Genomic DNA, 22,148 nt, shown 5'->3' with positions numbered 1-22,148 from the left:
ATTAAAAGTCAAAATTAAGCAAAAAAAAAGCCTCTTAAGAGACTTTTCCGCTTTTATAATGTTAATGTCGTTGTTAATATTCGTCCTCGTTCCAGAGGTAATCTTCCTCTGTAGGATAATCAGGCCAGATCTCTTCGATCGATTCATACATATCTCCCTCGTCTTCCATAGCCTGCAGGTTTTCTACAACCTCTAATGGGGCGCCTGTTCTAATAGCATAGTCGATCAACTCGTCTTTTGTGGCTGGCCAGGGCGCATCATCCAGATAAGATGCTAATTCTAAAGTCCAATACATCTGCTATTTGATTTTTAAGTTTGTGCAAAAATAAATTTTAATTGGAAAAAGTCAAGTAAATTCTATATTAAATGCAAATTATTTGTAAGAACGTCATTTTCAGCGAAATAAAACAGAATTTATGAACTTCCAGTCCTCATAACTTACGAAAAATTATCTTGACTTTTTAGGAATCCACCGTATTTCTTCCGCCTTTAAATCGTAGGTCAATTTTCGTGCCAGTACAAAAAGGTAGTCAGATAAGCGATTGAGATAGGTGATCAGGATCTCTTCAACCGGTTCATTTTCATTGAGATGCGTTACCCGTCGCTCGGCTCTTCGGCATACGGTTCTTGCTATGTGACAATATGACACGGTTTGATGTCCTCCGGGTAATACGAAATGTGTCATTTCGGGTAACTCACTGTCCATCTTATCGATCGCCTCTTCAAGCATTTCGATATGATGCTCTTCTATTCGTTGAATGTCCAGCCGCTTCTTGCCGCTCTTCAGTTCTTCCTTAGAAGGAGGTGTTGCCAGTATGGCTCCCATTACAAAGAGGTGATCCTGAATATCGGTAAGAAAGGTGCTGAGTTCCCCGTCGATATCCTGGTCTCTTAAAAGCCCTACCCAGGAGTTCAGCTCATCGACGGTACCGTAACTTTCGATCCTTATGTGATGTTTGGGAACGCGCTCGCCTCCGAACAGTGCGGTTTGTCCTTTATCTCCGGTCTTAGTGTATATCTTCATAGCTATTCTTTAGGTCTGAATTTTAGTGTATTATAGACAAATTCTTCTTTTCTTCAAAAATCTGCTCGTTATTACTTCAAAAGCGAACGGCAAAATACTCATCTGCCTGCCTTTCTCTTTTAAAGAAAACCGCTGCATGCCAGGTGTCAAGTATAACACCTTTTGGTAAGCTGTCACAGAACTTCTTCCAGTTTTTGGCAGATGAGGGGTTCTCATAAGGCGATCCGAATACCAGGCTGCTGTTCAGTCCCAGGTTCTTCTTGAGGAAATAAAGTTCATCGGTCTTCAATTCTGACAGTAGTGCAGGGGAGAGGTAGAAAACACGATTGATCTCTGTGATCGTCTCCAGGTTTTCCTTCGAGAGGCAGAGCAGGGGTATGGCTGGATCCAGGTGGGTTATTACAGCATTGATGGCCAGGCGCCTGTGAAGAGGCCACTGTGAGGCTGTTTGGGTTAAAGCAGGGTGCAGGGGAAGCTCTGAGGCCTTGTTCAAATGATTATCGACCAGCTCAAACATGAATGGGGAGTGCACCCCGTGTTCATCTCCGGCTTTTAAGAGAAATCGCAGGCGACTGCCTAAACGGTAGCAGCGGGTACTGATGGTCATTTTCAGGATTCCATTTTTAAGGAGAGCTCGAACCAACGTTCTGTTTTCTGATCGATCTGGTCGATGATCTCCTGCAGGCTGATGGCGGTTTCATCGATATCGCCTCCTTCCAGTTCTCCGGTGGCAAAACGGGCTTCGACCGATTTCTTCTCCTCTTCCAGCTTTTTGATCTCCCGCTCCAGTTTTTTGAACTCCCTTTGTTCCTGGTAATTCAGGGCAGAATTGGCATCTTTTTTCCAGTTCTTCTTTTCCTTGCTTTCAGCCGTTGAAGTACTTTCCTCTTCTTTACTGCTGTCATAGATGCGGTAGTCGGAATAATTTCCGGGGAAATCTTCGATCTTACCCTCGCCTCTGAATACAAAGAGGTGATCTACGATCTTGTCCATAAAGTACCGGTCGTGCGAAACCACCACCAGGCATCCCGGGTAGTCGAGCAAAAAGTTTTCCAGTACGTTCAGGGTAACGATGTCAAGGTCGTTGGTAGGCTCATCAAGTATGAGAAAGTTCGGGTTCTGAATCAGCACCGTGCACAGATAAAGCCGTTTAAGCTCACCACCACTAAGTTTTTCAACAAAATCGTATTGTTTTTTACGGTCGAACAGAAAGCGTTCCAGCAACTGTGAGGCGGAGATCTGCCGCCCTTTGGTCAGGGGGATGTATTCTCCGAATTCCTTGATGACCTCGATCACTTTCTGCTCCTTTTTGATCGGCAGTCCTTTTTGGGTATAATAGCCGAACTTGACAGTGTCACCGGTCACCACTTTTCCTCCATCGGGCTCCAGGCTTCCGGTAAGGATGTTCAGGAAGGTGGATTTTCCGGTACCGTTCTTCCCGATGATCCCGACTCTTTCCCCTTTTTTAAAGGTATAATCGAAGTGGTCAAGCATGGTCTTGTCACCGAACGATTTTGAAACATTGTGAAACTCGACGATCTTGCTTCCCAGGCGCTCCATATTGATCTCCAGTTGTACCCGGTGTTCTTTTCGCCTCTGATGCGCCTTTTCCTTGATGGTGTAGAAGTCATCGATGCGGGATTTGGATTTGGTCGTTCGGGCCTTTGGCTGGCGTCGCATCCATTCCAGTTCCTTGTTGTAAAGGTTCTTTGCCTTTTCGGTCGAAGCCTGCTCGGCTGCCACCCGGGCATCTTTCTTTTCGAGGTAATACGAATAGTTTCCCTTGTACTGGTAGATCTGCTTGTTCTCCAGTTCGATGATCTCGTTACAGACCCGTTCGAGAAAATAGCGGTCGTGGGTGACCATGAAAAGTGTCAGGTTCTCGCGTGCAAAGAAATCTTCCAGCCATTCGATCATTTCCAGATCGAGGTGGTTGGTAGGTTCATCCAGTATGAGCAGGTCAGGATTGTTGAGCAGCGTGGCGGCCAGGGCCAGTCGCTTTTTCTGTCCTCCTGAAAGTTTTGATACCTTCTGGTCGAGTTGTTCCAGTTTCAGCTGAAACAGGATCTGTTTATAGCGGGTTTCAAAATCCCAGGCATTGGTGGCCTCCATTTTCTCAAAGGCTTTCTGGTAGTTCTCTGTGTCTTCCGGGTGAAGCAAGGCCTGTTCGTATTCCCTGATGATCTTCAGCACCTCGTTGTCAGAGGCGAAAATGGTCTGTTCCACGGTAAGGGTCGGGTCCAGGTCCGGTTCCTGCGGAAGATAGGCAAGGTTGATGCCCTTACGGGTCACCACTTGTCCCTCGTCAGGCATATCCCTGCCGGTGAGGATGTCGAGCATCGAAGTTTTTCCGGTACCGTTCTTGGCAATAAAGGCTACTTTTTGCCCCTGGTTGATACCGAATGAGATGTCGCTGAACAACACTCGTTCGCCATACGATTTGGCAATATTTTCAACAGATAATAGGTTCAAGGCGTCTTTTTTGCAAAATAACGCATAATCTCAGAGATACGCGTGACCCTACTGCTTTTTTCTGGCGATGGCAAAAAGCAGCACCATGCCTGCGATCAGAACGGATAAGCGGGCGATATAATCACCATATCTTACATAGAAGGTCCGGTCGTTGTTGATGGTGATATCTCCCTTCAGAATACCTTGTTTTTCATAGCCCAGGGTTTTGATGAGCTGCCCTCTTTCGTCGATCAGGGCAGAGATCCCTGTATTGGCAGACCGTACCACGCTACGGCGATTCTCTATGGCTCGAAGCCGGGCATAGCTGAGGTGTTGCTGGTGCCCCTGGGTGTCAGACCACCAGGCGTCATTGGTGATGATAGCCAGGAAGTTTGCTCCCTTACTCACGTATTCAGTGACATATTCTCCATAGACCGATTCGTAACAGATAATGGGGGCTGCGGCATAGTTTTGGTCTTTTGATTGAAACACCGAGCGTTCAGGCTGTACCGCCCTGCTGGCTACCGTTCCTCCCAGGTTCAGCATAATATCTCCCAGTAGTGGTTCGAGTGCAGATTTAAAGGGGAAGTTCTCTACGCCGACCACCAGTTTTGATTTGATGTATTTCGGGCTCACCGTTGATCCGTCGATCTGAACGGCTGCATTGTATACATCGTACCACCGGCCATCTTGAAAGGCATTGGCGGTAGAAGTGGGTTTGTTGATGGAATTATAGAAACGGTGAAAATCGGCACCCAGTATGAGGTGCAGCCCGGGGTAGGGTGCGATGACCGACTGCAGGATCTTTTTCTCCCTGCTCGAATCAAAGAGGTCGATCGAACTGTTTTGGGCGAGTACGGTTTCAGGAGCCACGATATAATCGGTTTCTTCGTCGATGGCATCACGGGTCATTTCATCGATCAGCCGTGCGTATTCGACATTGGAGCGGTCGTATTTTTCGGTGTAAGGATCGATATTGGGTTGAACCACGATCACCTCGGCTTTTTCTTCGGAAGGCTGATAATTATAGAAAAGAAACATCGATAATATGATGGGAATGGCGATGCCCATGACATTTCGCGCCACGCCTATGGTCAAGACTCTTCTGTTCTTATTTTCACGTGCCTTGACCACGGTTCGGAAGATCCCGATGTTGATGATCCAAATCCAGAGAGCCCCCCCGAAGGTTCCCGTGTACTCGTACCACTGTATCCAGCTGATATACTCTGAAAATACATTGCCCAGGTTGAGCCAGGGCCAGGAAAAATCCCAGTTCAGGTGAAATTTCTCAAAAGCGATCCAGATCGCAGGTAAGAATACCAGGTGTATCTTCTGCGGAAGCCTGCGCGCCACAAAGTGATATAACATGAAGATGAAGGTCATCAGCAAGGTGTTGACCAGCAGGGCGAAGAACATCCCGAAGGGGGTGGAATACCAGATCCACCAGGTGGTCACACTGTTCCAGATCAGGAGTCCGAGATAGGTGCTAAGAAAGACCTTGAAGCCTCTGCGATGCAGGTTTGATGTTCTGATTCGACGTTCTGCCAGTAGCAGGGGAACGAACCCGATAAATGCGAATAAAGGGATGCCGTAGGTAGGCCATGAAACGGCCAGCAGGCAGCCTGAAAGCAACGCCAGCAAATAATTGTTCTTCATGAGACAAAAATAACGGCTAATATTAATAATCCTCAATATTGTGCATGTTTTCGTCGAAATGAGGTGTGTTATTTCGGAATTTAATGGGCAATAATGCGGGAAATGTAGGGAAGTGTTTATTTTTACGTAAAGTTTATTTCATGAGAAAGCATATACCCAATTTTGTAACCCTGCTAAATCTTTTCAGTGGCTCGGTGGCAGTTGTTCTGGCGGTACAGGATGAACTGGAACTGGCAGCGATCTTTGTTTTTCTCGGTATCATCTTCGATTTTTTTGACGGTTTCGCAGCACGAATTCTACGGGTTCCAAGCGAGATGGGCTTGCAGCTTGATTCGCTGGCCGATATGGTAACAAGCGGACTGGTGCCCGGTATCGTGATGTTTCAGCTATTCAACAGGGCCTTGGGTACTCAGACCTTTACCTGGGCACTGGAAGGTTCAGCTGAACAGTCGGCCATTGACAGCGGCGCTTCCCTTTTACCTTTCGTGGGCTTTGCCATTACGATGGGCTCGGCCTGGAGACTTGCGCGCTTTAACATCGACGAAGACCAGGTAGACTCTTTTGTGGGCTTACCCACTCCGGCCAATGCCTTGTTTATCTTGTCACTTCCTCTGATTCTGACCTATCAGCCCAGTGTGTGGGCCGAAAACCTGATACTCAATAAATGGTTCCTGATTGCGATAACCATAGCCAGCACGTGGATGCTGAATGCCCCGGTACGGCTTTTTGCTTTGAAGTTCAAGCATTTTCAACTGAAAGGGAACCGGTTGCGCATATTTTTTCTCCTGCTGAGCCTGGTATTGCTGCTGGGTCTGCGTTTTACGGCTATCCCGTTAATTATAGTATTGTATGTGATATTGTCACTGGCAGGAAATACCCGTGAAGGGCAGGTGGTTTAGAATTCCAGCTTCCTTTTTCGCAATTCGAAGTTCTGACCCAGATAGACCTTACGTACCATCTCATCGGCAGCCAGGTCTTCGGGGATACCTGATTTCAGGATGCTGCCCTCGAACATAAGGTACGAACGTTCTGTAATGGCCAGGGTCTCCTGTACATTGTGATCGGTGATAAGAATCCCGATGTCTTTCTTTTTAAGCTGAGCCACGATACGCTGAATGTCTTCGACCGCTACGGGGTCTACACCTGCGAAGGGTTCGTCAAGCAGAATGAAACTGGGGTCGGTGGCCAGGGCACGGGCGATCTCGGTTCGGCGGCGTTCCCCTCCTGAGAGCAGGTCTCCGCGGTTCTTCCTGATATGACCGATGTTGAACTCGTCCAGTAGGGATTCCAGCTTCTCCTGCTGCTCCTCCTTGCTGAGGTCGGTGAGCTGTAAAACGCTCAGAATATTGTCTTCCACACTGAGTTTTCGAAATACCGATGCCTCCTGGGCCAGGTAGCCAATCCCGTTCTGAGCCCTTTTATACATGGGGTAGGAGGTGATTTCTTTCTGATCGAGGAAGATCTTTCCCCCGTTGGGTTTGATCAGTCCCACGATCATGTAGAAAGAGGTGGTCTTACCGGCCCCATTGGGTCCGAGCAGTCCCACGATCTCTCCCTTGTTCACTTCCAGGGAAATACCTTTCACTACTTTTCGTCCTTTATAGGACTTCATGATGTTTTCAGCGCGTAGTTTCAAAAGCGTTCGTTTTTACCGGTAAGAATCTGACCGGGACAGGTTCAAAAGTAACCAATTCCCGGCGATTAGCTAAGATTTTATAAAAACATTAGAAGTCGCCTATTTGGCCGAACCTCTTTCTTCAAGGGTTTCCCAATATTCGTAAGCCCTTCTCAGATGAGGGATCACGATGGTGCCACCGATAAGCTGTGCGATACTCAGCGCCTCAACCACCTGTTCCTTGGTGAGACCTGATTCATAACAGCTTCCCAGGTGATAGCGCACGCAGTCGTCACATCTGAGCACCATTGAGGCGGTGAGCCCGAGGAGTTCCTTGGTCTTTTTGTCCAGCGCCCCCTCTGCGAAGGCATTGGTGTCAAGGTTGAAGATACGCTTGATGACCTTGTTGTTATCTTTGAGTATCTTATCGTTCATCCTGGAACGATATTCGTTGAATTCAGTTACCTGATCAGCCATTTTTCATCTTTTTAAGTTGTCTTTCTTCTTTTTTCAATACGGCTTTCGAAATAAATATGCTTATTTCATAAAGTATCAGTACCGGTATGGCCACCACGATCTGGCTGGCCACGTCGGGCGGAGTGATGATCGCCGAAAGTATCAGCACCAAAACGAGGGCGATCTTTCTGTATTTACGCAATATTTCGGGTGTTACCAGGCCTACCTTGGTCAGGAAATAAATAATGATGGGCAGCTCGAAGATCAGTCCGCAGGCGATCACCGAAGCCCTGACCGTTCCGATGTAGGAGGCCAGGTCAATATCGTTGAATACCTCTTCACTCACCTGGTAATTGGCCAGGAAGTTGATCGAAAGTGGTGATATGATATAATACCCGAACAATACCCCGGAAAAGAACAACAGGGAAGCGATAAAGATGAACCCGCGCGCATTCTTTCGTTCGTTCTCATAAAGCCCGGGACTTATGAACTTCCACATTTCGTAGAGCACATAGGGGAAGGCCAGGATAAAACCGGCCCAGATCGAAGTCCAGATGTGTGCACTGAACTGACCGGCCATTTGTCGTGACTGAATTCGAAACTGGGGTCCTTCACAGAAAGACTCGTCCAGCCCCAGGGTTTGTGATACCGAACAGAAGAAGCGGTAGGTGGGGAACTCAGCCCTTTTAGGACCAAACAGTATGGTGTCGAAAATGAAATCTTTGGCTATAAAGGCCAAAATACCGATGATGACCACCGCAAGCGTGGCGCGTATCAGGTGCCACCGCAATTCTTCGAGGTGGTCCAGAAATGACATTTCCTGGGTAGTCGATTGATCTGCCATTAAATAATACCTTCTTTGATTAAGTCATGAATGTGAATGACCCCGTCATATGCTCCTTTGCGATCGACCAGCAGCTGAGAGATATTGTTGGCTTCCATCAGGTCAAGTGCATCGACGGCCAGCATATTATGCGGGGCGGTCTTAGGGCCGGTAGTCATAATGTCCCTGGCGGTAAGGCCGGAAATGTTATCGTGTTTTTTAAGCATGCGCCTGATATCTCCATCGGTGATGATCCCGATTAGAGAGCCGTTCTCAACCACTGCGGTAACCCCCAGCATCTTTTCAGAGATCTCGACGATCACATCTTTAATATCTGAGTCAGGGTTCACCTGTGGCTTCATATTAACCGAAGAGATATCTTCAACTCTCAGGTAGAGCTTTTTACCCAGGGAGCCTCCCGGGTGGTACTTGGCAAAATCTTTTGAACTGAAGCCCCTGAGATTTAACAGGCAAACCGCCAGCGCGTCACCGATGACCAGCTGTGCGGTGGTACTGGTGGTTGGCGCCAGGTTATTCGGGCAGGCTTCTTTTTCGATAAAGGAATTCAATACAAAGTGGGCCTGTTTCCCCAGGAAGGAATCCCTGTTCCCCGTAATGGCGATCAGCTTGTTCGGACCGCTTTTGATCAGAGGTACCAATACCTTGATCTCGGGGGTGTTCCCGCTTTTGGAGATACAGATCACTACATCATCGTGAAGTATGGTTCCCAGGTCTCCATGAATGGCATCTGCGGCATGCATGAAAATCGCAGGGGTACCCGTAGAGTTCAGCGTGGCTACAATCTTGGTGGCAATGATGGCGCTTTTTCCGATACCGGTAATAATGACCCGGCCCTTCGATCGGTAGATGCAATCGACGGCTTCGGCAAATTCGTCATCGATCAGGCTCGCCAGGTGATTAATGGCTTCTCCTTCATTTTTTATCGTAGCGATGGCATCGTTTAAGATCGCATGTTTTTTGGTCAATTTTAAAAATTTAAGAAGTTTGTATTACCAAAAGGTTTGTTTTATCTTTAAATAGTGCAAATGTATATAAAATTGTAAAACGATAGGATGAGTACGGCTGAAATTGACCTGCACGCTGCGCTGAAGAAGTATTTCGGATTCAGTCAGTTTAAAGGGCTGCAAGAGGGAGTTATCAGGAATGTTATTGAAGATCAAAATACATTTGTTATCATGCCCACAGGCGGGGGTAAATCGTTATGTTACCAGCTGCCCGCCCTGGTAAAAGATGGGACCGCCATCGTAATCTCACCACTGATCGCCCTGATGAAAAATCAGGTAGACGCTATCAGGGGTATTTCAGATAATCAGGGTATCGCCCATGTTTTGAATTCTTCGCTGACCAAAGCCGAAGTGAACCAGGTAATGAGTGACATTAAAAGCGGTGTTACCAAACTGCTGTACGTGGCGCCGGAATCCCTGACCAAAGAAGAATACGTAGATTTTCTGCGAACGATCAGGATCTCGTTCGTTGCCGTAGACGAGGCTCACTGTATCTCTGAGTGGGGGCATGACTTCAGACCTGAATACCGAAACATCAGAACCATCATAGAACGCCTGGGAGATGATATTCCCATCGTGGCACTTACAGCCACCGCAACGCCCAAGGTACAGGAAGATATACTCAAGAACCTGGGGATGAGCGGAGCCGAGGTGTTTAAGGCGTCGTTCAACCGGCCTAACCTTTATTACGAGGTACGGCCCAAGACCAAGAACGTGGAAGCCGATATTATCCGGTTCGTGAAACAGAACCAGGGAAAATCGGGTATTATCTACTGTCTGAGCCGGAAAAAGGTGGAAGAGCTCGCACAAACCCTGCAGGTAAACGGGATCAATGCGTTGCCTTATCATGCCGGACTGGACGCTAAAACCCGTGCCAGGCACCAGGATATGTTCCTGATGGAAGAGGTCGATGTGATCGTGGCGACCATTGCCTTCGGTATGGGAATCGATAAGCCCGATGTACGCTTTGTGATCCACCACGATATTCCCAAGAGTATTGAAAGCTATTACCAGGAAACCGGTCGTGCGGGTCGCGACGGGGGCGAAGGTCATTGCCTGGCCTTCTATTCATATAAGGATATAGAGAAGCTGGAAAAATTTATGAGTGGAAAACCGGTAGCCGAACAGGAGATCGGTCACGCTTTGCTGCAGGATATGGTAGCCTATGCTGAGACATCCATGTCACGCAGAAAGTTCATCCTGCATTACTTCGGTGAAGAATTCGATGAGGAGTTCGGGGAGGGTGCAGAACTGGATGACAACGTTCGTCACCCCAAAAAGAAGCATGAGGCAAAAGACGATGTGCAGAAGATCCTGCAGGTGATCAAAAAGACCAAAGAAAAATTCAAGGCCAAAGAGATCGTCAATACCCTGATCGGAAAGTCGAACGCCCTGATCAATGCCCATAGGGTCGAAGAGACCGGGGTTTTCGGGATAGGGGAGGAAAAGAGCAACAAATACTGGATGGCGCTCTTGCGGCAGATCATGGTTGCCGGATTGGTTCGAAAGGAAATAGAGAAGTACGGGGTGATGCATATTACGGCAGCGGGTAAGGAGTACCTGAAAAATCCGCAGTCTTTTATGATGACCGAAGATCACAGCTACGAGGCCGAAAACGATGATAAGGTGATCACGGCACAAAAGGGAGGCGGCAATGTGGCCGATGAAGCACTTCTTAAAATGCTGAAAGACCTGCGTAAGTCAGAGGCTAAGAAACTCGAAGTACCCCCCTTTGTGATCTTTCAGGACCCTTCCCTGGAAGATATGGCACTGAAATATCCTGTCGATATTGAAGAGCTGAAGAATATTCACGGAGTGGGAGAAGGTAAGGCCCGTAAATACGGGAAACCCTTCCTGGACCTGATCGCCAAATACGTTGAAGAAAACAATATCGAACGGCCTGATGACCTGGTCGTGAAATCAACAGGGGCGAATTCGGCCCTGAAACTCTACGTTATTCAAAACATCGACCGGAAATTACCTCTTGATGACATCGCTTCCTCCAAGGGTCTCACCATGGAAGACCTTATCAAGGAGATGGAGCAGATCGTCTATATGGGTACCAAACTGAATATCGATTACTGGATCGATGAAGTTTTCGATGAAGACCAGCAGGAAGAACTGCACGATTATTTCCTTGAGGCCGATACCGATAAGATCTCAGATGCCATGGAAGAGTTCGACGGTGATTACGAAGATGAAGAGTTGCGGTTGTACCGCATCAAGTTTATCAGTGATGTGGCCAATTAAATCGTTCTTTCCTGTTAGAGTTGGGTACCATTATCTTCACCTTCGAAGAATCAGGCAGACCGGTGTTTTTGCCTGCGTTTGATGTTCTTCCAGATCAGCCATTGATCGTTCAGGACCTTGGCTCCAAAGCTGCTGTAAAGATCACGTATTCGGTAATTGTCGGGTTCCACATTCACACAGACCGATTTGACGCCCTGGTTAACAAACCAGTTTCTCATTAAAGTGAACAGTTTTTCGGTAGTGAAAGTTCGGTTCAACGCTGAGTGGCAAAAGAACCATTGCAATTCTCCGTCGCATTCCCATCGCGAGGTCAGGTGTCCTGCTATAAATCCAACAGGTTTTCCTTTTTCAACCGCTACATACACGATGCGCTTGTTCCTGGCGAATTGTGTATTTCCTTCGAGGTTCAGATAGCCGTCAAGGCGCTGGATCCAGTAATGGTAGTTGCCAAGCTCAGAGGCACAGATCCGGGCCAGGTCTTCCAGGTGTTCAGGGTGGCAGGTGGTAAAGTGCATCGGGTCCTAACTGTAAACTTCCATCATGGCATTGTTAAACAGGGCAACCTCTTCCAGGGTGCCGGTACTTATTCGGCACCATTCGAAGAAGGGAGGAAAGGGTCTTCCGACCCGTACGCCCTTATCGAGCATGGCCTGGTGTAATTTCGATATGTGTTGTCCTGACTTAAAGAAAATGAAGTTCGTATGTGAGGGAACATAAGGCAGTTCCAGACTGTCAAGGGTATCACAGATCATTTTTTTAGCTTCCCTGTTCTTTTGTAAACTGAATTCATAGAACTCATTATCTTCAAGGGCTGCCTTAGCCGCCTGAACAGCGGGTACATTAGTGAACGCCACCACATTCTTCCTGATCTTCTCGGCGATCTCGGGTTTGGCGATAAGGTAGCCTATGCGGAGTCCGGCCATTCCGTAGACCTTAGAAAAGGTTCGGGAAACAATAACGTTCTTATCTTTTTTAACCAGCTCGACCATCGAAGGGTAATCGGGCAGTTCGATATAATCGTAATAGGCTTCATCGCTGAACAGCATGGTCTCATCACTGATCGCTTCGGCATATTTCATCAGGTCTCCCTTGGGAAGCACCGTAGAGGTGGGATTGTTCGGATTACACAGGAAAACCAGTTTGGTCTTAGGATTGATCGCTTCGTAGACACCTTTCAGGTCGTAACTCATATCTTCCTTTACGGGCACCCATTTTACGTTTCCACCCCACTGTTTGGCATAACTCATCATGGCCAGGAAAGTGGGCTGCCCGGCAATGATCTCACCCCCGTTTGCAGCATAGGTGATACCGGTGATCTTCAGTCCTTCGGTAGATCCGCCGGTGATGATGATATGGTCGGGAGTAACGCCTTCTTTCTCGGCCAGAATAACGGCCAGCTCATCCATATAAGCATAGGGATAACGGCAGGCTTCATTAAAAGAATCTGTGATGGCTTTTCTCACCTTTTCCGAAGGTCCGTACGGATTCTCGTTAGAACTCAGTCTTATCGGTCCTTCAAAAGGACGTGGATGATATTTACGAATTTCTTCCTTGGTTAGTGCCAGGGCAGGGTTTAAGCCGCCCATAAGGGCAAAACCACCGCTGAGGGCTGCCGATCGGAGCCAGTCACGTCTTTCCATGATGCTAGTTTTTTGGTTGTGGTCCTTAAATGTACAAATTATTATTAATCAGACGCTAAGCTTTTTTCAGGGTCTTATCGCATCATAGATCTGAATGCGATCGATCATATTTTTGGTCGTTTCTCTGAAGTGGTCATGCGCTTCCTCTTCCTGGTATTGCTGATGGGCCTCTTCAGACTCGAAGGTTACGATCAAGGCGTAGTCGTAAGAGTTGTCGACCACCTCGCGTTCCGTACCGGCAGGGGTTCCTATGAAGACGGAAGAGATATATTGAGACTGACCGATAAAATCATCCAGAGCTTTTTTGAATTCTGTTCTCAGGGCTTCATCATCGTCTGTTAACCAGATATAGACAGAATGGCTGAAGTTGCCGTCTATCATGGCTGTTCCCTCCATTCCTTCAGGAGCATTGCTGTTGTAGGTATACCTGAAGATTTTCAGGTCACCCTCCTGGTTCTTTTTCAGGATCATCTGTCCTTTAACATTAAATTCACCTGACGCTCCCGATTCAGGATCGCTCCAGGAACCGATGTTATCGGTTTCCACGATGAGGTATTCTCCCGATTTGATGATCTCCTGAACCTTGAAATCTTCGTTGAAATCGAGGTCTTCGATCTGTCTGAAATGCTCGATGATCGCTTCCCGCCCTCTGATGGGGTTGGTTCCCTCAGCGAGCAGCACGGCATCGTCATGAAAAATATCGGCCACGTTCTCGGCCGATTTACTGCCCAGGGCTTCCCGGTATTCATTGAGCAGGTTTACAGTGTCGAGTTCGGCATCCTGTTCCGGCTGGCAACCGGTCAGGGTGAACAGCAGAAGTGCCGGTACAGCGAATAATAACTTCAGAAGTGAGTTGGGTGATAACATGTGTCGGGTTGTTTTTAAGGGTTTATGGTTAGACTGACATCTGATGCTTTGAATTAGTTGGATAATTTGTAATAGCGATCGATGCAGTTGTCTTCTTCGTTATAGAATTCCTTGATGAATTTGAAGGTAGAGTCCAGTATTCTTACAGAAGAGACATTTTCCTTATCGACATAGGCGACGATCTCCCTGATCTTCATAACCTCGAAGGCATATTTGATCAGCCCGTTGGTCACTTCCTTTCCGTACCCCTTACCCCAGTATTGTTTCAGCAGGCGGTATCCTATCTCTTCTTCTTTTTTCTTGTTGCTTACGATGGCACAGGTACCGACAAAGTCATCGGTTTCTTTTTCAACCACGGCCCAGACCCAGAAATCGTTTTTGGGTTTGTTATAGAATCCGATAAGATTTTCAAGGTCTTTAATGTTCTCTTCCAGAGAGAAGGTCTTACCTCCCACATATTTCATTACCTGCTGGTCATTTTGCATGCGATGATAGCGCGCCAGGTCACTCTTGAGCAGTTTACGGGTATATAGCCTTTCGGTACTGAAAATCATACATTAAAGGTACACAAAATATGGCAACGCAGTGTCTCTAATTCGTTGACACGCAGCTTTCTTCCAGTACGATGTTCCAGCTGCCGGTATCGATCGTGGCACGACATCCCACCGGAAGGGTCAGGTTATCATCGATATGACCGATCGAGTACCCATAGGCCGCCGGAACATTGAGTTGCCCGAGGCGGTCGGTGAGCACATCTTTTAAGGAAAATGATAACGGATTGTCGGGTGTGTCACAGCCTGCGAAGATACCCAGGGCCAGCCCGGCACACTTGCTGAAGGTAGGCGATTGCAGGAGTTGTGTGAGCATACGGTCGATGCGATAGGGATCTTCTTCGATCTCTTCGATGAATACGATCTTACCGGTATAATCGGGTTCGTAGGGTGTTCCGGTCATGGCAGCCAGCAGCGAGAGATTCCCCCCGCAGAGTGCTCCCGATGCCTTTCCTTCAGAGATCACATATCGTTCATAGGCGGGATCTTCTTCTTTATTTTCCGCGGAAAGCAATGCGGGAAGCAATTCCTGTCGTGTTTCGGGCGTGCCCAGTACCTGTTCGAAATATTGCCGGCTGTAGGCACTCTCAAGGGTGGTTCCCACCGGGCCGTGAAAGGTGATAAGCCCTGTTCTGTCGGTGATCGCATTGGTCAGGGCGGTGATGTCGCTGAAGCCTGTGAATACTTTCGGATGCTGACGTATGAGCTCGTAATCGATCATATCGAGTATACGGGTCGATCCGTAACCTCCCCGCGCGCAGAGGATCCCGTCGATGTTGGGGTCTTCGAACATCTGGTGAATATCGGCTACCCTGGCCTCATCTGTATTGCTGAGGTATCCGTGCTGCCCTCTGATGCGATCGGTATAGACCGGTTCAAAGCCGAGGGCTTTCAGGTTGTCAAGGGTCTTTTGGAATTGCTGGTCTGAAAGCGCATATCCCGGGGCGACCAGTCCGATCCGGTCTCCCAATGAAAGAGCAGGTGGGAGTATCTTTTCGGGGGTATGACTTTGGTGACGGCGGGCAGCCATTAATGAAGGTGCTGCCACGGCAGAAAGACCGGTAATGGCTGAAAGGCGAATGAAATTTCTTCTGATCATGATCGGGTTAAATTGATATTTTCCGGGGGTTCAGAGGTGAAAATACTAAACTTCCTACAATTCATCCCCCTGAAATGACAATTCGGTAGATCAGATTTCGCCCCGGGGCTTTTACCTGCCATCTTTGTTCCTGTAAATCAATAATTATGGCAGCTTTAGCATTACAATTAGCAGAATTCATACAGTACCTGGTCACGGTCTTGCTGTAAGTGATACGGAAAGCCTCGAAGGCTGTGCTGAAAATTAATACCTTTAATTTAAGTTTTAAGACATGAACATATATATCAAACATTTTATAAGAGCCTTTCTGATCGGGTTCGCGATCTTTATCCTTTTTACCGGGATCGAGTTTTACATAAACGGATCGTTAGATGCAGCACATATCCTGCGTTCCTTTATCGTAGATGAGATCTTTTCGATCACCCTGTATTTTGCCAACTGGGCCGCTATACGAAGGGTGATGCCTGAAGAGGAGAGTGCCCAATACAGCTGGCGCACATGGTTACGGGCTGTTGGTGTCTCTTCGGTGGTAACCCTTAGTTGTATTTTCGTGCTTCGCGGTATCTATTCGCTTACACTGAAGAGCAAAAGCCTGGATGAATTTCTCAGCTCAGAACACCCTATCAATTATTGGATGCCTTTCCTGGTATCTGTGGTGATCGTGAGCCTTTTCTTTCTCTTCTACTATTACAAGCATAAAAAAGATTCACAGGTAGAACAGCAGAAAATGATCGCCGGAACCGCTACGGCCCAGTTCGACGCACTGAAGAACCAGCTGGATCCGCATTTTCTCTTTAACAGCCTGAACGTACTGAGCAGCCTGATCGAAGAGAATCCCGATGCCGCCCAGGATTTCACCACCGGACTCTCTAAGGTCTACCGCTATGTTTTGGAACAGAAGAACAAAGAGCTGGTACCCCTTGACGAAGAACTGCGTTTTGCGCGTTCCTATATGGCACTGGTAAAAATGCGCTTTGAAAAGGGAGTCAGTTGTGAGATCCCTGTCCGTGCCAGCGATCCTGATCTCAAAGTGGTGCCGCTCAGCCTGCAATTGCTGCTGGAGAATGCAGTGAAACATAACCGGGTTTCCCCGGCTCTGCCACTGCATATAAAGATCGAGGAAAAAGATGACTATCTCATGGTTTCCAATAACCTGCAAACCAGGGAGGTCATAGGCGGGGGCAACGGGATCGGGTTGCAGAATATCAAACAACGTTACCAGCTGCTCACCCGAAGGAAGGTACAGGTTGAAAAAGACCGTCAGGAGTTCAGAGTGTATCTTCCACTGCTTTCAAAACAGGTCAAGGCCAGCGATGTACAGCGAATAAGTATTGATCAGAAGCGCTTTGAACGGGCGAAGAAGAGGGTAGAAACTCTGAAGAAGTTCTACAGTAATCTTGCTTCTTACCTGGTCATCATACCTTTTCTTGCCTGGTTGAACTACAAAACTTCTAATTTCCCCTGGGTCATCTTTCCCGTCCTGGGATGGGGTTTTGGGGTGATCACACACGGGCTCGAGGCATACGGCTACAACCCGCTCTGGGGCAAGCGATGGGAAGAACGAAAGATAAGGCAACTGATGGAGGAGTCTTATAGCGGAAAAGAGACGGGAATAAACAAAAACAAATAACCAAAAAATAATTAAAATCATGGAAAAATTCAGCGAAGAAGACCGGTATTTAAGAGCCAAGCAAAAGGTGGAACAGATCAAAGGTTTTTATGGGAATCTTACTTCCTATATCGTAGTGATCACCTTTCTGGCGATTTTGAACTATTATACCAACGAATGGCGCTACCCCTGGTTCCTGTGGGCCGCCGGAGGGTGGGGCTTGGGCGTGTTCTTTCACGCCGCACGAACCTTTAACTGGAATCCTTTCTTTAATAAGGACTGGGAGCAGCGAAAGATTCAGGAATTCATGAACGAAGAAGAAAAAGGAGCAGAAGGCACCCGTTGGGAATAAAATGACAAACCTGTAAAAAAGAGACTTCAATTATGGATAAACATGATACATACTCTGAAAACCTTCGCTATGAACAGGCGAAAAAACGTGTGGAAGAGTTAAAGGGATATTACTGGCACCTGGGTGTCTTTATCGTAGTGCAAAGTTTCCTGTTCGTCAATACTTTTATTCTGGAACTTTACGAAATGCACGTGGGTAACTGGATCTTTTTCGGTTCCTTCTTCGGCTGGGGAGTAGCTATCCTGATCCACACCTGGCAAATTTTCGGGCTGCAGCTCCTGTTCGGAAAAGACTGGGAAGAACGCAAAATCAAGGAGATCATGAAGCGTGAGGAAGAACAGGGTTTCGCAAATTCAGGAACAGAATAATAAACTTTTACTATGAACGTAATAATTATCGAAGATGAGGCGCCTGCTGCCCGCCGGCTGAAGCGCCTGCTCGAAGGTTTCGAAGTCCAGGTGTCTGCCGAACTGCATTCGGTGGCAGAAGCCCTGGAATGGTTTAACAATCATCAAGATCCAGACCTGATCTTCCTCGATATTCAACTCAGCGACGGCCTCTCGTTCGAGATCTTTGAACAGGTAGATGTCAAAAGTTCGATCATCTTTACCACGGCCTACGACGAGTATGCCTTAAAGGCCTTTAAGCTCAATAGTATCGATTACCTGCTGAAGCCCATCGACAAGGAAGAGCTGGAGGCGGCTGTGGAAAAGTACCGCGGACTGGCCGGAAAACAGCAGCAGCTCACCCTGGAGTTCGAAGACATCAAAAAACTGCTGGTGAACCCGGTGGTGCGGGATTACAAAAAGCGCTTCACCGTGAAGATCGGGCAACACATCAAGCTGATCGGTACCGATGAGATCGAGTGTTTTTACAGCCAGGATAAGGGTACCTATGCCTATACCGAAGAGTCGCGCAACTACCTGCTGGAAGATACGCTCGAAACCCTCGAAGATGAACTGCCGCCAGACCGGTTCTTCAGGGTAAGTCGCAAGCATATCGTCAATGTAGATGCCATCAAGGATATCGTCGCCTATACGAATTCAAGGCTGGAGCTGAAATTGCGAAATTTCGACGAGCACCAGGTGATTGTGAGTCGTGATAGGGTCAGGGACTTCAAGGAATGGCTCAGCTGATCAGAGCTCTTTTTCGATGCGATTGTCGTCAAAAGCAGATGGGAGCAAACTCGGTATCAGTTTGACAAAGATCGGCAGCAGGATGGCCCCGCCGGGAAGCGCGAAGATCGCGAGCGAAGGAATGGTCTTAAAGATATCGAGTAACTGGTTTTTCATGCGTTTTTTCTCTTCCGGGCTCAGTTCCTGCTGGGCAGACTTACTGATCAGGTAAAGCAATTCACGGCTGTTCGAGATCTCCTTGATCAGCCTTTTTTTATTGCGGTTGATCAGTTTGCGAACCAGCTGGGTCGAATTGTCATAGAACTGCTGAATTGGATGGGCGTTGTTAAAGATCAGGGCACGATCGCGGTAGCGCGAGTAGAAGGTCTCCATATTCTCAAGTGAATCATGGGCAGCATTGAGGTCAAGCCGCATCAGGGAGGCGACTTTTGAAACAAATCGCCGGGTCTCCTCGGGAGAAACCGTATCGGTCCATGAGGCCATGGCGGCCAGGTCGAGCAGGTATTTCTTTTCAAGGGTATTGAATCCCGAATTCAGGTCCCGCAGGTATTGTGCCGTATCGGTAGGCTGAAAGTCGACCTGATAATACACAGAGGCTTCGAAGAGTCTCAGCAGTTTTGCATCATAGGCGGTCTGATGCTTCTTTCTTCTCAGGGTACGGTAGGTCAGGGTCATAATGACCCGCTCCATTCGGGCGGTATTCTCTGTAGGGCTGCCATTGCCTCTCAGGTAGCGGTCAAAGCCCAGCACATCGATAAAAAGCAACGAGTTGGTCAGGGCAGGGTTAAAGCTGCGGGTGAAAAGATTGTCATCGATCTCTACCCTGCGGTGTATGAGGCGCTCCAGCTTATGGGAGATCTTCTTTTCGGGTATCAGCCGGTCGAAGAAGGTCTGGTGGCTGGTGTTCACCTCGTTGTAAAAATCGAGAAGTGCCTCTAAAAATCGAGAAGTATCGGCTGAATTCTGGTGGTACCTGAAGCTCACGAACAGGGCCGTTACCAGGTTGATCTTGGCCAGCTCATCGGCTGTCAGGTCTGCCGGGGTATCGATCAGGGAAGGGGCCGCTATATTACTTCCGTAGATAAAGCCCAGGGACCGGAGTTCCGGGTAGAAACCCTCCAGGTCAATATTCTCGATGGGCTTATCGGTTAGGGTGCGCCCCAGTTTGTCGATCCAGCCTTGTGCTGATGGATTCATGATATGAGCAAAAAAAGGATTGTAATATACAATAAATCCGGGAAGGGAAAATACCTGTTAAGAAAAGCCCGGTGTTTTATCCGCAGGGAAGGGGCTGTACGGGCAGCAAAGATGAAATAGACCGATGGTTTGGGCGGTCAGGCCTTCCTGACGAACTCAGATTTCAGACCCATGGCACCGAAACCTTCGATCCTGCAGCTGATATCGTGGTCGCCTTCGACCAGGCGAATGTTCTTTACCTTGGTACCCGCCTTGACGGGATTGGGGGCTCCTTTCACGGGCAGGTCTTTGATCACGATAACCGAATCGCCATCCTGCAAAGGGTTTCCGTTTACATCGGTTACCTGTAACTGTTCTTCCTGAGCCTGTTTCTCGGCTTCGGCTTCGGGATCCCATTCATGGCCGCATTCAGGACAGGCATAGAGATTCATGGTCTTGAAGTAACCATAGGGTGACTCGCACTGCGGACAAGCTTTCATTTCATCAGACATGACGGGATCGTTTTAAGAGGCCGGAGTATTTGATGGTACCGGCAGGATTAGGCTGCGAAAGTAGTGAAAAATACCGCATGCTACAGTTGTTCAGTAGTGCTGATTTCTTAGCGTGCTTAGATGTTATGGCGAGGGAGGGGCTTAGTGCAGACTGCAGAAAGCCAAATCAACTTTGAGAAGCTCCGTGTATTTATCAAATTCTTTTCGATACGTTAAGGTCAGCGTACGCTTTGTCTATCGGCTTTTCTCAAATTTCAGATTCTTAACCCTGCCGGTATCGAACTTAAATCCTTTTATCTTACCCCTTCTCCTGTAAAATTGTATCGTGCCCAAATTACCTTTTATCACGAATAAATCAGTATCGGTAGCAATCAGACCTCTGGGCTGATCTTTCAGCGCCTGAATTTTCAGGCCATCATTATCGTGGGTGATGCTGAAAGTACTTTGTATTTCATCATTATAAAAGTTGCCGGGGTAATCGTCGGGATCGAATTCGACCGCTTTGATTTCTGTTTTTCTGGGGTATTCGTAAAACTTTCCACCGGCCTCAATGGTAAGTAATTGTGTCTTGTCGTTTTGCAGATCTGAAAACTCAAAGAATCGGTTGAAATCCTTCAGGCTATGGTAAATATTATCTCTGATATTTTTAAGATGGTATCTTTTCTTATCCCAGGGCTGATAAACCTCCAGCTTCCCGTCACTGATCCCGATCTCAACAGAGCTGCCCGGCCCAACGGAATAATTCCCTTTGATCTGTTCAAGGGAGAAAATGACCGGTACATCTTCATTTGTTTCGGTTATGATCTTTTCCTCTAATCTGTCATGTAGCATGAAATCTGCCACCTGGTAGGCCTTACGGGAGGGATCTGAATCAGATCGATTAGAGAGAATGATAACAGAAAACCGTTCCTCCGGGAACCGGAGCAAATTAGCGCGATAACCGGCCAAAGAGCCGCTGTGACTAACGGTTTTTAAACCTTTATGATCACCATTCACCAATCCGAAAGCATAACCACTGCTCTTACCGTTATTTAACAGGCCTTCCTCGTGCATTCTCTCAATGATTGCCTGTGTGCCCTTACCAAGTTTGTTTTGATAAAAATTCTGCTCCCAGAGGAAAAGGTCTTCGACAGTGGAGTACACTCCTCCTGACCCAACAAGGTCAAATCGCATGATCGTATTCGCATATCCCTTTCCAGGACCCTGGAACCGGTAACTGAAAACCCGGTTCTTTATCAGCTTTGTATTGTCGTCATAAAATTGGGTGTTCTTCATTCCCAGAGGTTTGAAGACATGTTTGTCGGCAAACTCTCTTATCGGTTCCCCTGAGACCTTTTCCACTACCATCGCCAGCATAAAATAGCAGGAATTGCTGTACAGGTATTTTTCTCCGGGAGTGAAGTTCAGTTCTTTTTGGCGTTTGATCAATTCATACACCTCCTCTTCATCGACTTCATCGAGGTAACTTTTGCCTTGCAGATTCATTAAGGTCAGGTAGTCCCGCACCCCGCTGGTGTGGTGGATAAAATGGCGTAAGGTCAACTCAGCATCGTATTCAGGAAAATCGGGAAGGTAACGCTGAATGGGCACATCGAGATCCAGTTTGCCCTGCTCTTCCAGGAGGAGAATACAAAATGTCACAAATTGTTTGGAAACCGAACCGATATAAAAAACAGAGGAGGACGTTATTTTCACATCATGCTCCAGGTCTGCCATACCATAACCTTTGGCAAAGATCAGCTCACCGTTCTGAACGATACCTACAGCTCCTCCCGGGGTATCTGTATGGTTCCATTCGTCGAATATGGGATCGATGGCTGAGAGTTTTCCTGATTGACCGGCGGCAGTCGCAAAAGTGAGTAAGAGACTAATGATTATGAAAATGTTGAATGATGGTTTCATGATA

23 protein-coding genes are annotated in these 22,148 nt (G+C 47.6%); 6 read left to right on the top strand and 17 right to left on the bottom strand.

What is annotated here, in order from left to right; translation table 11 throughout:
• Nucleotides 1-73: 73 nt before the first annotated feature.
• The 5 genes from K7R10_RS09820 to lnt form a co-directional block, all read right to left on the bottom strand.
• Nucleotides 74-295 carry a DUF2795 domain-containing protein gene (locus tag K7R10_RS09820; protein WP_008612884.1) on the bottom strand — a complete coding sequence of 74 codons (222 nt, stop codon included), beginning with the start codon at nucleotides 293-295 and terminating at the stop codon, nucleotides 74-76.
• Between the two features lie 153 nt (nucleotides 296-448).
• Nucleotides 449-1,024, bottom strand: coding sequence for a cob(I)yrinic acid a,c-diamide adenosyltransferase (locus K7R10_RS09815; protein ID WP_224484533.1), 576 nt, complete (start codon nucleotides 1,022-1,024; stop codon nucleotides 449-451).
• Between the two features lie 76 nt (nucleotides 1,025-1,100).
• Nucleotides 1,101-1,631, bottom strand: coding sequence for a hypothetical protein (locus K7R10_RS09810; RefSeq protein WP_224484532.1), 531 nt, complete (start codon nucleotides 1,629-1,631; stop codon nucleotides 1,101-1,103).
• A gap of 2 nt (nucleotides 1,632-1,633) precedes the next feature.
• A complete protein-coding gene (locus K7R10_RS09805; protein ID WP_224484531.1) occupies nucleotides 1,634-3,496 on the bottom strand; it encodes an ABC-F family ATP-binding cassette domain-containing protein in 1,863 nt (620 codons plus the stop codon).
• A gap of 48 nt (nucleotides 3,497-3,544) precedes the next feature.
• Nucleotides 3,545-5,131, bottom strand: a complete 1,587-nt coding sequence (gene lnt / locus K7R10_RS09800; protein ID WP_224484530.1) for an apolipoprotein N-acyltransferase — start codon at nucleotides 5,129-5,131, stop codon at nucleotides 3,545-3,547.
• A gap of 140 nt (nucleotides 5,132-5,271) precedes the next feature.
• Here lnt and K7R10_RS09795 point away from each other — a divergent pair, with 140 nt between their 5' ends.
• Nucleotides 5,272-6,030 (top strand): CDP-alcohol phosphatidyltransferase family protein, encoded by a 759-nt coding sequence (locus K7R10_RS09795; RefSeq protein WP_224484529.1) that lies wholly within the window; start codon nucleotides 5,272-5,274, stop codon nucleotides 6,028-6,030.
• On the opposite strand, the gene lptB is transcribed toward K7R10_RS09795, so the two are convergent.
• The 4 genes from lptB to K7R10_RS09775 form a co-directional block, all read right to left on the bottom strand.
• Entirely contained in the window at nucleotides 6,027-6,767 is a 741-nt protein-coding gene (gene lptB, locus K7R10_RS09790; RefSeq protein ID WP_224484528.1) for an LPS export ABC transporter ATP-binding protein, read from the bottom strand. The genes K7R10_RS09795 and lptB overlap by 4 nt on opposite strands.
• A 99-nt stretch (nucleotides 6,768-6,866) precedes the next feature.
• Nucleotides 6,867-7,223, bottom strand: coding sequence for a carboxymuconolactone decarboxylase family protein (locus K7R10_RS09785; RefSeq protein ID WP_224484527.1), 357 nt, complete (start codon nucleotides 7,221-7,223; stop codon nucleotides 6,867-6,869).
• Nucleotides 7,216-8,046: a twin-arginine translocase subunit TatC gene (gene tatC, locus K7R10_RS09780; protein ID WP_224484526.1), complete on the bottom strand. Its 831-nt coding sequence runs from the start codon at nucleotides 8,044-8,046 to the stop codon at nucleotides 7,216-7,218. The genes K7R10_RS09785 and tatC overlap by 8 nt, the downstream gene beginning before the upstream one ends.
• Nucleotides 8,046-9,011 (bottom strand): KpsF/GutQ family sugar-phosphate isomerase, encoded by a 966-nt coding sequence (locus K7R10_RS09775; protein ID WP_224484525.1) that lies wholly within the window; start codon nucleotides 9,009-9,011, stop codon nucleotides 8,046-8,048. Before K7R10_RS09775 ends, tatC begins: the two co-directional genes overlap by 1 nt.
• A gap of 87 nt (nucleotides 9,012-9,098) precedes the next feature.
• Here K7R10_RS09775 and recQ point away from each other — a divergent pair, with 87 nt between their 5' ends.
• The gene (recQ, locus tag K7R10_RS09770) at nucleotides 9,099-11,300 is read left to right on the top strand and encodes a DNA helicase RecQ (protein ID WP_224484524.1); all 2,202 of its coding nucleotides are present in this window, start codon (nucleotides 9,099-9,101) and stop codon (nucleotides 11,298-11,300) included.
• A 50-nt stretch (nucleotides 11,301-11,350) separates the two neighbouring features.
• Here recQ and K7R10_RS09765 read toward each other — a convergent pair whose 3' ends face one another.
• The 5 genes from K7R10_RS09765 to K7R10_RS09745 form a co-directional block, all read right to left on the bottom strand.
• Nucleotides 11,351-11,815, bottom strand: coding sequence for a GNAT family N-acetyltransferase (locus K7R10_RS09765; RefSeq protein WP_224484523.1), 465 nt, complete (start codon nucleotides 11,813-11,815; stop codon nucleotides 11,351-11,353).
• 6 nt (nucleotides 11,816-11,821) lie between these two features.
• Entirely contained in the window at nucleotides 11,822-12,940 is a 1,119-nt protein-coding gene (locus K7R10_RS09760; protein WP_224484522.1) for a pyridoxal phosphate-dependent aminotransferase, read from the bottom strand.
• A gap of 66 nt (nucleotides 12,941-13,006) precedes the next feature.
• Nucleotides 13,007-13,807: a Dabb family protein gene (locus K7R10_RS09755; protein WP_224484521.1), complete on the bottom strand. Its 801-nt coding sequence runs from the start codon at nucleotides 13,805-13,807 to the stop codon at nucleotides 13,007-13,009.
• A 53-nt stretch (nucleotides 13,808-13,860) separates the two neighbouring features.
• Nucleotides 13,861-14,361 (bottom strand): GNAT family N-acetyltransferase, encoded by a 501-nt coding sequence (locus K7R10_RS09750; protein WP_224484520.1) that lies wholly within the window; start codon nucleotides 14,359-14,361, stop codon nucleotides 13,861-13,863.
• Between the two features lie 37 nt (nucleotides 14,362-14,398).
• Complete coding sequence (locus K7R10_RS09745) at nucleotides 14,399-15,457, bottom strand: S66 peptidase family protein (RefSeq protein WP_224484519.1); 1,059 nt, start codon at nucleotides 15,455-15,457, stop codon at nucleotides 14,399-14,401.
• A 271-nt stretch (nucleotides 15,458-15,728) separates the two neighbouring features.
• Between K7R10_RS09745 and K7R10_RS09740 the strand changes: the two genes are divergently transcribed.
• Genes K7R10_RS09740 through K7R10_RS09725 form a run of 4 tightly spaced genes read left to right on the top strand, consistent with a single transcriptional unit; the run spans nucleotide 15,729 to nucleotide 18,554 of the window.
• Nucleotides 15,729-17,087, top strand: a complete 1,359-nt coding sequence (locus K7R10_RS09740; protein ID WP_224484518.1) for a 2TM domain-containing protein — start codon at nucleotides 15,729-15,731, stop codon at nucleotides 17,085-17,087.
• Between the two features lie 19 nt (nucleotides 17,088-17,106).
• The gene (locus K7R10_RS09735) at nucleotides 17,107-17,418 is read left to right on the top strand and encodes a 2TM domain-containing protein (RefSeq protein ID WP_224484517.1); all 312 of its coding nucleotides are present in this window, start codon (nucleotides 17,107-17,109) and stop codon (nucleotides 17,416-17,418) included.
• 32 nt (nucleotides 17,419-17,450) lie between these two features.
• The gene (locus K7R10_RS09730; RefSeq protein ID WP_224484516.1) at nucleotides 17,451-17,786 is read left to right on the top strand and encodes a 2TM domain-containing protein; all 336 of its coding nucleotides are present in this window, start codon (nucleotides 17,451-17,453) and stop codon (nucleotides 17,784-17,786) included.
• Nucleotides 17,787-17,798: 12 nt separating this feature from the next.
• Nucleotides 17,799-18,554 carry a LytR/AlgR family response regulator transcription factor gene (locus K7R10_RS09725; RefSeq protein ID WP_224484515.1) on the top strand — a complete coding sequence of 252 codons (756 nt, stop codon included), beginning with the start codon at nucleotides 17,799-17,801 and terminating at the stop codon, nucleotides 18,552-18,554.
• Here K7R10_RS09725 and K7R10_RS09720 read toward each other — a convergent pair whose 3' ends face one another.
• The 3 genes from K7R10_RS09720 to K7R10_RS09710 all read right to left on the bottom strand — a co-directional run bounded on the left by K7R10_RS09720 (nucleotide 18,555) and on the right by K7R10_RS09710 (nucleotide 22,144).
• Nucleotides 18,555-19,751 (bottom strand): LETM1-related biofilm-associated protein, encoded by a 1,197-nt coding sequence (locus tag K7R10_RS09720; protein ID WP_224484514.1) that lies wholly within the window; start codon nucleotides 19,749-19,751, stop codon nucleotides 18,555-18,557. It abuts the gene before it with no gap.
• 137 nt (nucleotides 19,752-19,888) lie between these two features.
• Nucleotides 19,889-20,242, bottom strand: a complete 354-nt coding sequence (locus tag K7R10_RS09715) for a zinc ribbon domain-containing protein YjdM (RefSeq protein WP_224484513.1) — start codon at nucleotides 20,240-20,242, stop codon at nucleotides 19,889-19,891.
• 234 nt (nucleotides 20,243-20,476) lie between these two features.
• On the bottom strand, nucleotides 20,477-22,144 hold the full coding sequence (locus K7R10_RS09710) for a serine hydrolase domain-containing protein (protein WP_224484512.1): 1,668 nt from the start codon (nucleotides 22,142-22,144) through the stop codon (nucleotides 20,477-20,479).
• Nucleotides 22,145-22,148 lie beyond the last annotated feature (4 nt).

It is taken from the genome of Robertkochia aurantiaca (genome assembly GCF_020166495.1).
Classification (GTDB): Bacteria; Bacteroidota; Bacteroidia; order Flavobacteriales; family Flavobacteriaceae; genus Robertkochia; species Robertkochia aurantiaca.
This window is presented reverse-complemented; position numbering and strand designations above follow the sequence as displayed.

Bases quoted from the DNA above. Each gene is read 5' to 3' on its own strand.
- K7R10_RS09795 (WP_224484529.1), top strand. From the start codon at position 5,272: ATGAGAAAGCATATACCCAATTTTGTAACCCTGCTAAATCTTTTCAGT.
- K7R10_RS09725 (WP_224484515.1), top strand. From the start codon at position 17,799: ATGAACGTAATAATTATCGAAGATGAGGCGCCTGCTGCCCGCCGGCTG.
- K7R10_RS09740 (WP_224484518.1), top strand. From the start codon at position 15,729: ATGAACATATATATCAAACATTTTATAAGAGCCTTTCTGATCGGGTTC.
- K7R10_RS09815 (WP_224484533.1), bottom strand. From the start codon at position 1,024: ATGAAGATATACACTAAGACCGGAGATAAAGGACAAACCGCACTGTTC.
- K7R10_RS09755 (WP_224484521.1), bottom strand. From the start codon at position 13,807: ATGTTATCACCCAACTCACTTCTGAAGTTATTATTCGCTGTACCGGCA.
- K7R10_RS09745 (WP_224484519.1), bottom strand. From the start codon at position 15,457: ATGATCAGAAGAAATTTCATTCGCCTTTCAGCCATTACCGGTCTTTCT.
- K7R10_RS09765 (WP_224484523.1), bottom strand. From the start codon at position 11,815: ATGCACTTTACCACCTGCCACCCTGAACACCTGGAAGACCTGGCCCGG.
- K7R10_RS09820 (WP_008612884.1), bottom strand. From the start codon at position 295: ATGTATTGGACTTTAGAATTAGCATCTTATCTGGATGATGCGCCCTGG.
- lnt (WP_224484530.1), bottom strand. From the start codon at position 5,131: ATGAAGAACAATTATTTGCTGGCGTTGCTTTCAGGCTGCCTGCTGGCC.
- tatC (WP_224484526.1), bottom strand. From the start codon at position 8,046: ATGGCAGATCAATCGACTACCCAGGAAATGTCATTTCTGGACCACCTC.
- K7R10_RS09750 (WP_224484520.1), bottom strand. From the start codon at position 14,361: ATGATTTTCAGTACCGAAAGGCTATATACCCGTAAACTGCTCAAGAGT.
- K7R10_RS09810 (WP_224484532.1), bottom strand. From the start codon at position 1,631: ATGACCATCAGTACCCGCTGCTACCGTTTAGGCAGTCGCCTGCGATTT.
- K7R10_RS09730 (WP_224484516.1), top strand. From the start codon at position 17,451: ATGGATAAACATGATACATACTCTGAAAACCTTCGCTATGAACAGGCG.
- K7R10_RS09785 (WP_224484527.1), bottom strand. From the start codon at position 7,223: ATGGCTGATCAGGTAACTGAATTCAACGAATATCGTTCCAGGATGAAC.
- K7R10_RS09760 (WP_224484522.1), bottom strand. From the start codon at position 12,940: ATGGAAAGACGTGACTGGCTCCGATCGGCAGCCCTCAGCGGTGGTTTT.
- K7R10_RS09735 (WP_224484517.1), top strand. From the start codon at position 17,107: ATGGAAAAATTCAGCGAAGAAGACCGGTATTTAAGAGCCAAGCAAAAG.
- K7R10_RS09720 (WP_224484514.1), bottom strand. From the start codon at position 19,751: ATGAATCCATCAGCACAAGGCTGGATCGACAAACTGGGGCGCACCCTA.
- K7R10_RS09715 (WP_224484513.1), bottom strand. From the start codon at position 20,242: ATGTCTGATGAAATGAAAGCTTGTCCGCAGTGCGAGTCACCCTATGGT.
- recQ (WP_224484524.1), top strand. From the start codon at position 9,099: ATGAGTACGGCTGAAATTGACCTGCACGCTGCGCTGAAGAAGTATTTC.
- K7R10_RS09710 (WP_224484512.1), bottom strand. From the start codon at position 22,144: ATGAAACCATCATTCAACATTTTCATAATCATTAGTCTCTTACTCACT.